This is a genomic window from Brucella pecoris (assembly GCF_006376675.1).
Classification (GTDB): Bacteria; Pseudomonadota; Alphaproteobacteria; order Rhizobiales; family Rhizobiaceae; genus Brucella; species Brucella pecoris.
The window spans coordinates 14,268-27,058 of the sequence record NZ_VEWK01000010.1 but is presented as its reverse complement, the minus strand read 5'-3'; the positions used below and the strand labels follow the sequence as shown (position 1 = coordinate 27,058).

The window sequence follows — 12,791 nt, the reverse complement described above, 5'->3', positions numbered from 1 at the left end:
CAAAATTGTGAAACTGGTGTCTTCCCGGTGGCGAAACCGTGGCAAGCGCGCTTTTGAGTTGCAGATTTGGGTTCAGGCCAGCAGCAGGTAAGCCGCACCGGCCAGCATGATAAAGGCCAGTCCCACATGTGTCGGCTTCAATGAACGCTGTTGTACCGGCAGCGGATCGTCATTTCCTGCCATAGCGGTGCGTGCCGCATGTTCAAGCGTCTGGATATCCTTGAGCATCATTGGCATGTCCTCCAGAATCCGGCTGAATTCCGGTCAGCTCGGAACCGCATTTCCTCCCGTGCACCCGGAATTTGTTTTTAGATCCAACCCTCAAGCGCCTCGGTTGAACCTATCAGGTCTGATTTGGCGTGAATGTGCAACTGGCAAAAAGGCGAGAGCCGAAAAATGTTCGCCTATCCCTGGATTGGCGGACGAAATTGCCGTTAAAACGAAAACATGACTTGCGTCATCATATTATTGGGAGTTAAGAAGAGGCCCAACAAGCGGTGCGACGGCCTGCATGAGGGTTTAGTCATGTGCGCGCGGATTTGAACAATCAAAAGGCGATCAAAATGACTGGTTTCTGGCGAAAAGGCTTCATGGCTGCGGCGATGGGCATCGGCTTGCTGGGTGCGGCTTCTGCATTGGCCCAGAATGTGGCTCCGGATGCATCCCCTTCGACGAATGCTCCGGCGACCCCCGCTGTGGAAGCGCCGTCCAGCCCGGCTCCAGCCAATACAGCGCCTGCGAACGAACCGGGAGCTCCGGCAGCGACCGCCCCGGCTTCTGCACCTTCGCCTGAATTGATCCAGTCGCAGACCATCGCTCCCGCTGCCGTACCTGTCGGAAGTGAGAGCGGTCTGATCCTCCCGCACGATCTGTCGCCATGGGGCATGTTCATGGCTGCCGACTGGGTCGTGAAGGCCGTGATGATCGGTCTGGCGTTCGCTTCGCTGGCCACATGGACGATCTGGGTTGCCAAATCGCTTGAGCTGGCCGGTGCGCGCCGCCGGGCCACCAAGGCATTGAAGGTTATCGGCCATTCGGCAACGCTTGCCGAAGCCGTCCGTTCGCTGGAAGACGCCAAGGGACCGGGGGCGATCCTGGTTCGCGCTGCGGAAGATGAGGTTCGCCTTTCGGGGCCTGCACTGGCACGTGCCGGTGGCGACGGTCTCAAGGAACGCGTTTCTTCACGGCTGTCACGCATCGAAGCCAAGGCCGGGCGCCGTCTTTCCAAGGGCACTGGCATTCTTGCGACCGTCGGTTCGATTGCGCCTTTCGTCGGTCTGTTCGGCACTGTCTGGGGCATCATGAATTCGTTCATCAATATCAGCCAGGCGCAGACGACGAACCTCGCTGTCGTGGCGCCGGGTATTGCCGAAGCGCTGCTTGCGACGGCCATTGGTCTCGTTGCCGCTATCCCTGCCGTGGTTATCTATAACGTGTTCGCCCGTTCCATCACCGGCTACCGGTCGTTGCTGGCCGATGCGTCGGCAGGGGTCGAGCGTCTTGTCAGCCGCGACCTCGATTTCAGGACGGCAGGTGTGCGTGAAGGCACGCTGCACGCAGCGGAGTAGGTACGATGGCTGGTAAAGTTCGCGAAGGCGGCGGTGATGATCTCGAGCTGAACCACGAGATCAATGTAACGCCCTTCATCGACGTCATGCTGGTTCTGCTCATCATTTTCATGGTGGCAGCACCGCTGGCCACTGTGGATGTAAAGGTGGATCTGCCTGCCTCGACGGCAGCACCCGCGCCGCGTCCCGACAAGCCGCTTTATGTGACGCTGAAAGACGATCTCAGCATCAGTGTCGGCAACGACACTGTTGCCCGCGAGCGCCTTGGTGTGGCGCTCGACGGCCTGTCCGAGAAGAACAAGGAAGCCCGCATCTTCCTGCGCGCCGACAAGAATGTCGGCTATGGCGAATTGATGCGCGTGATGAATCTTCTGCGTGAAGCCGGTTATCTGAAGATCGCGCTGGTTGGTCTCGAAACCGTTGGCGCGGACCAGACCGGAACCGCGCCCGCCGATGCGCCAGGGCAACCGGCACCCGCCTCGCAAACGCCTGCTGCGCAGGGAGCCGCGCAATGAATGCACTTCCGCCCGACCATCCTCCTGTAAAGGTGGCTTCGGCCGATACCCCGCATCATTCCTTCTGGCATGATGCAGGGCGCTGGTTGGGTGCGGGCATTCTTGTTCTGACAGTGCACGCCGCAGGTGCCTACGCCATTCACATGGCACAGGAAGAAGACCAGCCCGATGGCTCGCAGGTTGCCGCGATGGTGGTGGAGCTTGCGCCGGAGCCGGAAGCGCCGATGGAAGAACAGGTTGCGGAAGAAGCCCAGCCTGAAACGGCTGAAGCACCGCAGGAACAGGTAGAGCCGGAACCGACCCCGCAGCCTGAACCGCAGCAGGAAGAGCCGACACCGCCGGAACCGGAAGAGGTGACACCGCCCGAGCCTGAGCCGGAACCACAAGCCGTTCAGGAGCCTGAAGAAGTCGTTCCGGATGTCATCGAGGCTGAAAAGCCCGAGGTTGCCGTTCCGCTGCCGGTCGAAAAGCCGGAAGTAAAGCCTGAACCCAAGCCGGAGCCGAAGCCAGAACCGAAAAAGGTTGAAAAGCCGAAGCCGGAAAAACCGAAGGTCGAGAAGCCCAAGCCCAAGAAGGCTGAAAAGGCGCCCGAAACCCGTCAAGCCGCTGCACCGCGCATGGACGTGGACGCGGGTGAGAAGGCTGCTGCGAATCGCCGGGGCGAGAATTCGGCGTCGGCAGGTGTCGCCTCCAACAAATGGCAGGCGAAAATGAATTCTCATATGGCCCGTAACACGCGTTTCATGCAGCGTAAGGCACGCAATGCGAAAGGACGCGTGGTCATCAACTTCGTGATTGATCCTTCCGGCAATGTGCTTTCGGTCAAGTTGGCAGGTTCATCCGGCAATCCAGAGGTCGACCAGCTTGCACTGGAAGCCGCGCGTCGGGCTTCGCCTGTGCCCGCACCGCCAGCAGCAATTGCCAAGGCGCGTATGCCAATCACCCTGCCGTTGCTCTTCAAGTAAGCCGGTACAGCAAACACGATTTCGAGGGTCGGTCTGGAACATCAGGCCGGCCTTACTGTTTCCGCCGGTTCAATATCACTCCACAAGCCCGAAGATCGGGCCATAACCACCGTGCCAGGATATGTCATTTCGCTCCAGCGCGGGAACATAGATGCCAGCGCCGCCGCCGCCATCCAGAAACAGGGCATTCGGACATTTGAGATGGTTGCGAAACAATTTTGCGAAGTCGTGGAAATTGACGGCATCCTCGCTGACTGCGAATCGGATCGCGCCGCCACTGCAAACGCCGACACCGCTGCGCCGCGTCTTGTCGGTGGAACCGATGATGAAAATCGGATTGATCCTGTCGCGGATAACCAGCATCGGTCCGGATTGGGTCGCCAGCCGAGGTTTGATCTTTTGTTTCAGGAAACGATCCGTCGGCAGGATTTCCGCGCCCTTGTCGCCGAGATAGAAGATACCGTTCGGCTTTTTGTAGAAGTTCGGCACGGGGCCGGAGCCATGAGCAGGCGTCGTCTTGCTTGCCGGGCGAAGCTCACGGCCATCTTCGATATAGAGGCCCATCGGCGAAAAATCAGGCTGATACATTCCTGCATTGAGCGCGAAAACCAGTGTCTCGCCGCGGCTCGCGGCAGCGTCAGCTACTTTTGAAAAATTGCGATAGGGCTCGTCGTCGCCATTTTTCCAGAACAGATGCAAGCCTGTACTATCCGCCTTTGCATCGCAGATGATGTAATTTGTATTTTCAAAGGCTTGGCGGTTGCAGGTCTCCGTGCGGCCCGGCTGCGTCAGCGCAGCTATCGCAGCAATCGCTATGGCTGTGACGGACAGGCCTCGCTTCAGGAGAATCATCGCCGCACTGCCTTCCGGTTTGTATTGGCTATTCCGACGACAGTGCCACAGCGGGCAGCAGGCGGGAAGCCTTGCGCGCTGGCAGGAAGCCGAAGATCAGGCCGGTGGCGAAAGCGCAGGCGAAAGCCAGCAGGACAGGCCCGACGCTGTAGCCGACCGAAAGACCGGCCCAGCCAGCGACGGCGGCAGCGCCCAGCCCGATCACGACGCCAAATGCACCGCCGATGGCGGAGACAGTGAGTGCTTCGGTGATGAATTGCAGCAGGATATCGCGCCGCCGTGCACCGGTCGCCATCCGCACACCGATCTCACGGGTGCGCTCGGTCACGCTCACCAGCATGATGTTCATGACGCCGATGCCGCCGACCAGAAGCGAGATTGCAGCGACGGACCCCAGAAACAGCGTCATCGTATTGCCCATGGCCGTTGCGTCTTCGCGGATGGAGGACATATTGGTTATCATCGTGTCGCGCTTCTTGTGGCGCTGGTCAAGCAGGTCCTGAATCTGTTCCTGCGTCGTGTTGATGAGGTCGGAATCCTTCACCTGCACGGTGATGGTGCGCACATATTTCTGGCCGAACAGCCGCAGATTGCCGGTCGAGAGCGGCACGATCACCACATCGTCCTGATCCGAACCACCGAAACCGGCGCCCTTCGGCTCCAGGGTTCCGATCACCTGAAACGGGATCTTTTGGATCAGGATATACTGGCCGATCGGGTTGCTGCCTTCGGGAAACAGCGTGTTGACGACCGTTTTGCCCAGCACTGCGACGGGCGCATAATTATCCAGATCGCTCTGGCTGATGAAATCGCCTGTCGCCACGTTCCACGATTTGGCTTCGGAAAAGGCGGGAACAGTGCCGTTTGCCTGCGACTGATAATCGACATTGCCACGGCGCAGCGTCACCGTGCCGGTAACCTCCGGTACGGCAGTTCTGATATTCGGCAATTCCAGTATGGCGTTGGCGTCTTCGGGGATCAACGTCGCTATCTGGCCAGTCCCGCGAAAACCTGCCATGGACGGGCGCACCAGAATGAGATCGGTGCCCATCGCATTGATGCGATCGAGAATGGAGTTCTGCGCGCCGGTGCCGATGGCGAGCATCGTCACCACGGAACTGACGCCGATGATGATGCCGAGCAGGGTCAGGATCGTCCGGAAGATATTGGCCCGCAAGGCGCGCATCGCCATCTTCACCGCTTCCGAAACATCGGCAATGCGGGCTGAATTGCCTTCAAGGCTCTTCTGCAGCCGGAAAGGGGCCTGCGTATCGGGAATGGCACGCTTGACTGTATCGGAGAGTATCTGGCCGTCGCGGATTTCGATCAGTCTGTCCGCACGTTCGGCCACTTCGCGAGCATGCGTGATGACGATGACCGTGTGCCCCTGCTGGTGCATGGAGCGCAGCAGCTCCATCACGTCCTCGCCGCTCTGGCTATCGAGTGCGCCGGTCGGCTCGTCTGCGAGGATGATGCGCCCGCCATTCATGAGCGCACGGGCGATGGAAACGCGCTGCTGCTGGCCGCCGGAAAGCTGGTTCGGGCGATGGTCGAGGCGGTCGCCGAGCTTCAGCGAGTTGAGCAGTTCGGCAGCACGCGCATGGCGCTCCGATGCGGGCAGGCCCGCATAGATCGCTGGAACCTCGACGTTTTCCTGTGCCGTTGAGGTCGAAATGAGGTTGTAGCTCTGGAAGACGAAGCCGAACGTGCGGCGGCGCAATGTTGCCAGTGCGTCGGCGTCCAGTGTTGATACGTCCTCGCCGTCGAGCAGATATTGCCCTCCGCTCGGGCTGTCGAGACAGCCCAGAATGTTCATCAGTGTCGATTTGCCGGAACCGGACGCACCCATGATCGCGACGAATTCGCCAGCCTGAATATCGAGCGTGATGCCATGCAGTACCTCAACGGCAAGGTCGCCATTGTGATAGGTCTTGCGGATATGATCCAGTCTGATGAGCGGCGTGTCGGGCATGGGATGGCTCATCAGAACAGTCGCATTCCGGGTCTGCGACCGCGCTGTCCTGCGGCGGCTTCGGCACCGCTGGAAGCACTGGTAACAACGACCTTGTCACCTTCCTCAAGACCGCTCTTGATCTCGGTTTGCACGCGATTGCGCACGCCTATCTGAACCTGACGTTCGGTGATCGAGCCGTTATCGCTCACGACCTTGACCGAAATCTGCGGCTTGCCTTTCTGGCTCTGGGGTCCCTCGCGCTTGTAATTCAGCGCCGAAGTGGGAACGAGCAACGCGTCCTTCGCCTCATCGAGAATGAAATAGACCTGTGTGCTCATATTGATCATCAGTTCGCCGGTCGGATTGGGGACGTCGAACAGCGCATAATAGAGCACGACATTGTTCTCGGTCGCAGGCGTCGGCTTGATCTGACGCAACGTGCCGCTAAAACGCTTTTCCGGCTGGCCGAGCAGGGTGAAATAGACCGGCATACCGGGCTTCAGCCTGCCGATGTCAGCCTCCGAAACCTGTGCTTCCACCGTCATGACCTTGAGGTCGGCCACGGTAACGATGGTCGGTGCGCTCTGTACCGCATTCAGCGTTTCGCCTTCCTTGGCGGCCTGGTCGACGACCGTGCCTTCCATGGGGCTGTAAATCTTGGTGTAGCCAAGATCGACCTTGTCGCTGGCGAGCTGGGCTTCCTGCTGGCGGATCTGCGCACCAAGTGCCTTGACGTCGGCATCGGCCATGGCAAGATCGGCATCGGCCTGATCGACTGTTGATTGCGATACGCCGCGCGTGGCAAGCAGCGAGCGTTGGCGCGCCGCATTGGCCTTCTTCAGCGTCAGTTGGGCGTCTTTGCTCAAAAGCTGCGCCTTGAGATTATCGAGCTGGGCGCTTGATATTTCCACCTTCTTCTCGAAAGGCGAAGGGTCGATTTCGGCGATAAGCTGGCCCTGCTTGACTTGATCGCCCACTTCGACCTTCACACTCTTGAGCTGGCCGGAGACCTGCGCGCCGACATTGATGCTGCGCAGTGCACTGAGCGTCCCGACGGCTGTGATGGCGTTTTCAATATCGCCGCGCATGACGGTTTCGGCGAGATAACTCGTCTTCTGGCCGCCCGCTTCACCCGAGCCGTAAAAATACCAGCCAGCACCGACCACGATTGCTGCTACCGGAAGCCAGAGCCACCAGCGGCGCGCCTTGCCGCCTACGCGCTTTTGCGAAGGTGCCGTTCGCTGCCCGGTTTTGGAAGAATCGGAAGTTGTAAGCACCGTCAAACCCTCAAGCTTTCAGAACCCCATTTCGGAGATTCATCGATATGTCCCGCAAAATTTTCTACCGCATACAACCAAAGCGAGACAGCACTTGTCAGCCATGAATTGCTAACTGGATATCTATGCTTCTCCGCTCAGGATTTCATCTTAATTATTTGTCATGCAACAATTGCCGATGCAACAAAGGCTAGCGGTTTCTCCGTCGTCACCGACAACCCATCATATAGCAAGCGATGAAGTGAGCGAAGTTGGCATCACGGTACAACTTGCAGTTATTCTTTAGAAAATTGCCGATGAAAAACACTGATGTCAGTAATTAAGTGTTCTTAAATTATCTCCTGATTAAATAAGGTCGGGAAACCACAATCTGAAAGTAGATGAAAGAATTAAAAACGTGATCTACCCGCTAAAGCGGATGGTCGGCGCATGCATGATGCATGTTGTTTCGAACTGACATGGAAATAAGGTTTCAATGCTCTTGGACGGGAGGGCAAATGGCACACCTTATTATGGAGTGGAAAAGGGTTTTATCTTCAAAGAGCAAGTCTTGCGGCCTGTCTCGAAGAATACCTTTATTGTTATTTTTCAAGCGAAATAAAAACGGTACTGCAGCGATCGAGTTTGCAATACTGGCGCCGGTTTTTCTTCTGATCCTGATGGGCATGATCGCTTTCGGTCTCTATCTGGGTGTGGCGAATGCCGTGCAGCAGCTTGCCGCCGATGCGACAAGGACGGCGCTGGCGGGTATCGATCCCTCGGAACGACAGACGCTGGCGACCAGCTACATCCAGAAGAATGCGGCAAAATATTCACTGATCGATCCGGTGAAGATGCAGGTGAATGTCGACAATGCCCAGTCGGACCCGAACCAGTTCACGGTGACGATCCGCTACAACGCGCAAAACCTGCCGATCTGGAACCTGATGACGGGCCCGCCGCTTCCGGACACGACCATCACAAGGGCATCGACAATAAGACTTGGTGGAATCTGACAGGGGCTGGGGGCATAAGATATGCGGGGTTTGGTATCGCGTTTCCTGCATGCACGGGGCGGTAATCTGGCGACGATGGCGGCGCTGGTTTCTCCATTGTTTCTGGCGATTGCAGCTTTCAGCGTGGACACGAGTTCGCTGTTTTTGGAGCGGCGCCAGCTACAGAGCATGGCTGATTTTGCTGCCGTTGCCGGAGCGGCTTCCCTTTCGCAGGCCAATGATTCGGTGCTGCGGCAATTGCGGGCGAACGGTCTCGATCCGGTATTGATGACAGGCGCTTACGATCCATCAATCGTCAACGGAAAGACGGACAACAAGACCCGTGTATGGGTGGAGAAGGGCAATTACTTTCCCGACAAGAACCGAGCTGTCGAGAACCGTTTCGTGGCGGGCGGCGCCAGCCCGGATGCGGTTCGTGTCCGGCTGGCACGTCCAGGCAATCTCTATTTCGGTCAGGCATTCATCAATCGGCCGGCGCTCGGCGCTACCGGCATGGCGGCGACAAAGGCCGAGGCGGCGTTTTCCATCGGTTCGCGACTGTTGAGCCTGAATACCGATCAGAGTGTGTTGAACGGACTTCTCGGTGGCCTGTTGGGGACCACTCTCAATCTGAAGCTTGTTGATTACAATGCACTCGCGGCAACTGATATCAACCTGCTCGGTTTTCTGGATAAGCTTGCCCCCAAAGTAGGGCTGACGGCTGGTACTTATGACCAATTGCTGAACACAGATGTTTCAGTCGGCATGCTGGCAAATGTGTTGGCCGAAGTGGTGACGAACAATCCAACGGCGAAAGCTGCTCTCGGTATTTTGGGCAAGGATGCCGTTGCACTGGCTACGAAACTGCCGGTCGGAAAATTGCTGGGGCTTGGGTCGTTGGCTAACGCCTCGATAGGCTCTGGAGCCGGATACAACATAACCGCGAATGTTCTGCAGCTTGTTTCTGCAGCGGTCATGATTGGAGGCAAGCATCAAGTCAAGATCGACAAAGGATTGAATGTCCCGGGATTACTGGGTGTTACATTGGAGGTGCTGGTGGGAGAACCGCCGCTGAACACTCCTTTTTTCCGAGTTGGCGCAGCAGGCTCTTTTGTTCGTACCGCTCAGATTCGATTGCAACTTGGAATCAGCGTCGGGGGGCAATCGGGCAATAAATTACTTGGCGTTGAACTTCTTAATCTCAATCTGCCGTTAGCAGTCGATATTGCTTCGGGTGAGGGGGAGCTCAAGAGTATCAGTTGTCCATCGGGGCCAGTGAGCGCAAACGTTACCATCGCCGCCAAACCCGGTATCGTTGGTATCTATCTTGGTGACGTAAGTTTTTTTGATGACCTGAACCGGAAGCCCTCCGTGAGAAAGACAAGTATAGCTGATGTGCAGCCATATGTTTTGGGAATTCCTTTCGGTAAACTTATAGGTCTTGATGCAAAAGCAGAGGTGAATTTAGGAGCGAAAACTACTCTTCTGCCATTCAATTACAATGATATACAGAATAAAAGGATTAAGACCGCCTATTCAAATGATTTGGTGTCTTCTCTTTCGAGTTCGCTTCTTAAGAATATAGATATAGATCTCAATCTACTGGACATTATAAAGCTACCATTGGGAGATTTGGTGGGGTTGATCGGGGTATTGCTGACCCCGCTAGCGCCTTTGATCGACAACCTTCTTTTCGGAATTCTCGATCTCCTCGGTGTCAAACTGGGTGAGGCTGACGTGCAGGTCACTGGCGTTCTTTGCCAGCGTGCGGCTTTGACGCAATAATAAACGGCACAAAAAAACCCGGCTCAGCCGGGCTTTTTTTGCGATATGTCGGGTTTATGCCGTGCCGGTCGAACCGAAGCCGCCTGCGCCACGTGCCGTAGCGGTCACTTCGGCGCGCTCCTCGATTTTCGGCTGGATAACCGGCGCAAAAACGGCCTGCGCAATGCGCATGCCCCGTTCGATGCGGAAATCGTCATCGCCCAGATTGATGAGAAGAACCTTCACCTCGCCGCGATAATCGGAATCGATGGTGCCGGGCGTGTTGAGGCAGGTGATGCCGTTCTTGAAGGCAAGGCCCGAGCGCGGACGAATCTGCACCTCAAAGCCTTCGGGAATTTCGAAGATCAGTCCTGTCGGTACCAGTGTGCGGCGTCCCGGCAAGAGAACGATCTGGCGATCTTCAGCCACAGCGGCACGCAGATCCATGCCGGCAGAACCGGAGGTCTCATAGGCTGGGAGTTCAAGGTCCTTCGCATGTTCGAGGCGGATGATGCCGAGCGTTGGCGCGGAAGAGGATGCTGCGGTCATGAGGGAGCCTTTCCTGCGAGAGTTCAAACTGACGACGCTCATACGTGAAAACCAATGAAAGGTGTACCGCCTATTTGGCGTTTTGCAATGATAGTGCGGCACAGGATCATGCTTTTATACCAATGCTCATTGATTAGAACGGACGTGCTCATACCAAGGCGCTGAGATGCTAACGCATCACGCCTTGAAAAAGTTCAATCGCCACTCGGGCTTAACCAAAGTCCATTGAGTTTCACTCAATGGACTTTGGTATCAGTCGGGCAGACCGATTGAACTGATACTGCATGGATCGGCAGTGAGCTTGTGCCATCGATTTCGGGGTAGTGGCATCAAAGTGATATTTATCTGAGAGCCTGAGTCAAAAAGCGCCATTTGCAGACCGGCATGGCGACTTTTGGAGCAGGCTCTCAGACAATAGGGTGCTTCTCATTTCATCTGACGAGCGGTTCAGTGTTAATTTGTACAGCTAAAAAAGCAATTTAAACTTTGTTCTATTATGTTTTATTTATTTAATGTCCCATTGGATTTATTAAGTAAATAAAACATAAAAATCAATACTTATCATTTATTCTATTGGAGTATTAATAATGACGAAAAGTGCGAATGCAACACCACAGCAACCGGTGAATCTCACATTCTACGGTGCTCACTTCATGTTTTTCAGCGAGCCGCGAAAAGAACTGATGGTACTAAGCAATGAAAATTTTAGCACACCATACGGACTATACTCGCTCAAAGCGAGCGATTTAGAAGAACAGAGAAGCATAGTTTCACTCTATAGGTTTCCACAGGACAACGGGCAGCCTTTTGCCGCCAATGGAACGGAGAATTTCATCTTTGCCAGCATAACATCAGGAGATGGAAGAGACTCAAGGATTACAAGAATAGCCTGGTGGGGCGACACATCCGTTTTGGTCAATGCGCCGACCGGGCAGTCGTTTGGTTCGATCGCCTATGACGAAAGCTTGGGTAAAATTTTTGCCGTAATCGGCTCGAACGAGGAGCCTTCAACGATCAATTGCTATGACCATCTCACCGGTAGGAAATTATATTCCGTCGCGGTGGGAGGTAACACAATCGACAATCTTGTCGTAGATCAAGACACGCACACACTCTATTTCTTTCCACTTGAGGAGACGCAGGTAGGGTATTTTTCGACGGAGAATCAGAAACCGGAGATCAAATATATCGAAATCCCCGGTGATGATTTGTTTGGCAATCGCGCCGCTTATGATCATCAGGCCAAAAAACTCTATATGCCGGTAGTAGAGAGTAATGGAGGAACGGCAATACAGGTGATCGATACAACGACAAACCTCCCATTGCCGACGATTCCGATTCCCTATCTTATAGGTGGCAATATTTCGTTGACCATCAATCCCTTGAAAAATGTGCTCTACGTCTTGGACACGAGCATCGGTGAAACTTCGATTTCGTGGATAGATACGCAAACATCTATGATCACACCGTTACTCACAGATGGCAGAGCTTATTTTTGTATTGGTTTGGCCGTGGAAAACATCAATGAAAGCGAAGATCGGCTCTATACGATTGAAGGAGGGCCGACTGAGAATGCTATTGTTCCGATTAAAGTAAAATATGCAAATTAGGTTATTCAGTATCGCCAAGTCGTTTTAAGTTATACCAAATCTCGATGAGCTTGACTCACCGACATTTGGTTACGCCCGAGTGGCGATTGAACTTTTTCAAGGCGTGGATAGCGTCAGCATCTCAGCGCCTTGGTATTAGAGCGCCGGGTGTTATAGTATCCGGGTTCGGTAAAGAAGCTCTGATCGGGTAAATTCACGCCCGATCGAGCGGAACCGCTGTGGTTTCTTTGATTTCTTCCATCACAAACGATGCTGAAACATCCGACAGCGGAACGCTGGCGATCAGTCGCTGATAGAGACGGTCATAGGCTTTGACGTCGGAAACGCGTGCCTTCAGCACGTAATCCAGATCGCCGGTCATACGATAAACACCCACGATTTCAGGATAACGGCCCATGGCAGTGCGAAATTTCGTCAGCCATTCGGGGTCGTGGCTCGATGTACGCACAAGGATGAAGACGGAAAGTCCGCACCCTGCCATCTCGGCATCGACCAAAGCGACGCGCGCCTTGATGATGCCCTCGTCTTCCATGCGCTTGACGCGACGCCAGCAGGCGTTGCGGGAAAGATGTACGCGCTCGGAGAGAGAATCGACGGACAAAGTGCCATCAATCTGCAGTTCATCCAATATTTTGCGATCAATTTCGTCCAGGGTGAGCTTCATATTGGGATAAATGTCTCATAAAACATCAATTATCAAGGACAAATTGAGATTTCATCTCGTCTGCTTTTGCTAAAATGATTTTCTATAACAGTGCTTATG

The 12,791-nt window shown here is 55.1% G+C and carries 12 protein-coding genes; 6 read left to right on the top strand and 6 right to left on the bottom strand.

The window, feature by feature from the left end; translation table 11 throughout:
* Window positions 1–72 precede the first annotated feature (72 nt).
* Window positions 73–231 carry a hypothetical protein gene (locus FIB18_RS25010; RefSeq protein WP_167522198.1) on the bottom strand — a complete coding sequence of 53 codons (159 nt, stop codon included), beginning with the start codon at window positions 229–231 and terminating at the stop codon, window positions 73–75.
* 296 nt (window positions 232–527) lie between these two features.
* Between FIB18_RS25010 and exbB the strand changes: the two genes are divergently transcribed.
* Genes exbB through FIB18_RS17305 form a run of 3 tightly spaced genes read left to right on the top strand, consistent with a single transcriptional unit; the run spans window position 528 to window position 3,048 of the window.
* The gene (gene exbB / locus FIB18_RS17315) at window positions 528–1,568 is read left to right on the top strand and encodes a tonB-system energizer ExbB (protein WP_140021901.1); all 1,041 of its coding nucleotides are present in this window, start codon (window positions 528–530) and stop codon (window positions 1,566–1,568) included.
* A gap of 5 nt (window positions 1,569–1,573) precedes the next feature.
* Complete coding sequence (exbD, locus tag FIB18_RS17310) at window positions 1,574–2,083, top strand: TonB system transport protein ExbD (protein WP_140021900.1); 510 nt, start codon at window positions 1,574–1,576, stop codon at window positions 2,081–2,083.
* On the top strand, window positions 2,080–3,048 hold the full coding sequence (locus FIB18_RS17305; RefSeq protein WP_140021899.1) for an energy transducer TonB family protein: 969 nt from the start codon (window positions 2,080–2,082) through the stop codon (window positions 3,046–3,048). The genes exbD and FIB18_RS17305 overlap by 4 nt, the downstream gene beginning before the upstream one ends.
* A 75-nt stretch (window positions 3,049–3,123) precedes the next feature.
* Here the strand turns inward: FIB18_RS17305 and FIB18_RS17300 are convergent, their stop codons facing one another.
* From FIB18_RS17300 to FIB18_RS17290, 3 genes are read right to left on the bottom strand one after another with little or no spacing between them, the layout of a single operon-like run.
* Window positions 3,124–3,900, bottom strand: coding sequence for a phosphodiester glycosidase family protein (locus tag FIB18_RS17300; RefSeq protein WP_140021898.1), 777 nt, complete (start codon window positions 3,898–3,900; stop codon window positions 3,124–3,126).
* Window positions 3,901–3,928: 28 nt separating this feature from the next.
* Window positions 3,929–5,872: a MacB family efflux pump subunit gene (locus FIB18_RS17295; RefSeq protein WP_140021897.1), complete on the bottom strand. Its 1,944-nt coding sequence runs from the start codon at window positions 5,870–5,872 to the stop codon at window positions 3,929–3,931.
* Window positions 5,873–5,883: 11 nt separating this feature from the next.
* Window positions 5,884–7,131, bottom strand: coding sequence for an efflux RND transporter periplasmic adaptor subunit (locus tag FIB18_RS17290; RefSeq protein WP_140021896.1), 1,248 nt, complete (start codon window positions 7,129–7,131; stop codon window positions 5,884–5,886).
* A gap of 578 nt (window positions 7,132–7,709) precedes the next feature.
* On the opposite strand from FIB18_RS17290, the gene FIB18_RS17285 reads away from it, so the two are divergent.
* Both FIB18_RS17285 and FIB18_RS17280 read left to right on the top strand, forming a co-directional pair.
* Window positions 7,710–8,126, top strand: a complete 417-nt coding sequence (locus FIB18_RS17285) for a TadE/TadG family type IV pilus assembly protein (protein WP_168436415.1) — start codon at window positions 7,710–7,712, stop codon at window positions 8,124–8,126.
* A 21-nt stretch (window positions 8,127–8,147) separates the two neighbouring features.
* Window positions 8,148–9,890 (top strand): pilus assembly protein TadG-related protein, encoded by a 1,743-nt coding sequence (locus FIB18_RS17280; protein ID WP_140021894.1) that lies wholly within the window; start codon window positions 8,148–8,150, stop codon window positions 9,888–9,890.
* 54 nt (window positions 9,891–9,944) lie between these two features.
* Here the strand turns inward: FIB18_RS17280 and dut are convergent, their stop codons facing one another.
* Window positions 9,945–10,418, bottom strand: a complete 474-nt coding sequence (gene dut, locus FIB18_RS17275; protein WP_140021893.1) for a dUTP diphosphatase — start codon at window positions 10,416–10,418, stop codon at window positions 9,945–9,947.
* A 587-nt stretch (window positions 10,419–11,005) separates the two neighbouring features.
* On the opposite strand from dut, the gene FIB18_RS17270 reads away from it, so the two are divergent.
* Window positions 11,006–12,028 (top strand): YncE family protein, encoded by a 1,023-nt coding sequence (locus FIB18_RS17270; RefSeq protein WP_140021892.1) that lies wholly within the window; start codon window positions 11,006–11,008, stop codon window positions 12,026–12,028.
* A 193-nt stretch (window positions 12,029–12,221) separates the two neighbouring features.
* Here the strand turns inward: FIB18_RS17270 and FIB18_RS17265 are convergent, their stop codons facing one another.
* On the bottom strand, window positions 12,222–12,692 hold the full coding sequence (locus FIB18_RS17265) for an Lrp/AsnC family transcriptional regulator (RefSeq protein ID WP_140021891.1): 471 nt from the start codon (window positions 12,690–12,692) through the stop codon (window positions 12,222–12,224).
* Window positions 12,693–12,791: the final 99 nt, after the last annotated feature.

What these genes read in the sequence shown, in the direction of transcription:
- FIB18_RS25010 (WP_167522198.1), bottom strand. Translation starts at nt 231, where the DNA reads ATGATGCTCAAGGATATCCAGACGCTTGAACATGCGGCACGCACCGCT.
- exbD (WP_140021900.1), top strand. Translation starts at nt 1,574, where the DNA reads ATGGCTGGTAAAGTTCGCGAAGGCGGCGGTGATGATCTCGAGCTGAAC.
- FIB18_RS17305 (WP_140021899.1), top strand. Translation starts at nt 2,080, where the DNA reads ATGAATGCACTTCCGCCCGACCATCCTCCTGTAAAGGTGGCTTCGGCC.
- FIB18_RS17300 (WP_140021898.1), bottom strand. Translation starts at nt 3,900, where the DNA reads ATGATTCTCCTGAAGCGAGGCCTGTCCGTCACAGCCATAGCGATTGCT.
- FIB18_RS17295 (WP_140021897.1), bottom strand. Translation starts at nt 5,872, where the DNA reads ATGCCCGACACGCCGCTCATCAGACTGGATCATATCCGCAAGACCTAT.
- FIB18_RS17280 (WP_140021894.1), top strand. Translation starts at nt 8,148, where the DNA reads ATGCGGGGTTTGGTATCGCGTTTCCTGCATGCACGGGGCGGTAATCTG.
- dut (WP_140021893.1), bottom strand. Translation starts at nt 10,418, where the DNA reads ATGACCGCAGCATCCTCTTCCGCGCCAACGCTCGGCATCATCCGCCTC.
- FIB18_RS17270 (WP_140021892.1), top strand. Translation starts at nt 11,006, where the DNA reads ATGACGAAAAGTGCGAATGCAACACCACAGCAACCGGTGAATCTCACA.
- FIB18_RS17265 (WP_140021891.1), bottom strand. Translation starts at nt 12,692, where the DNA reads ATGAAGCTCACCCTGGACGAAATTGATCGCAAAATATTGGATGAACTG.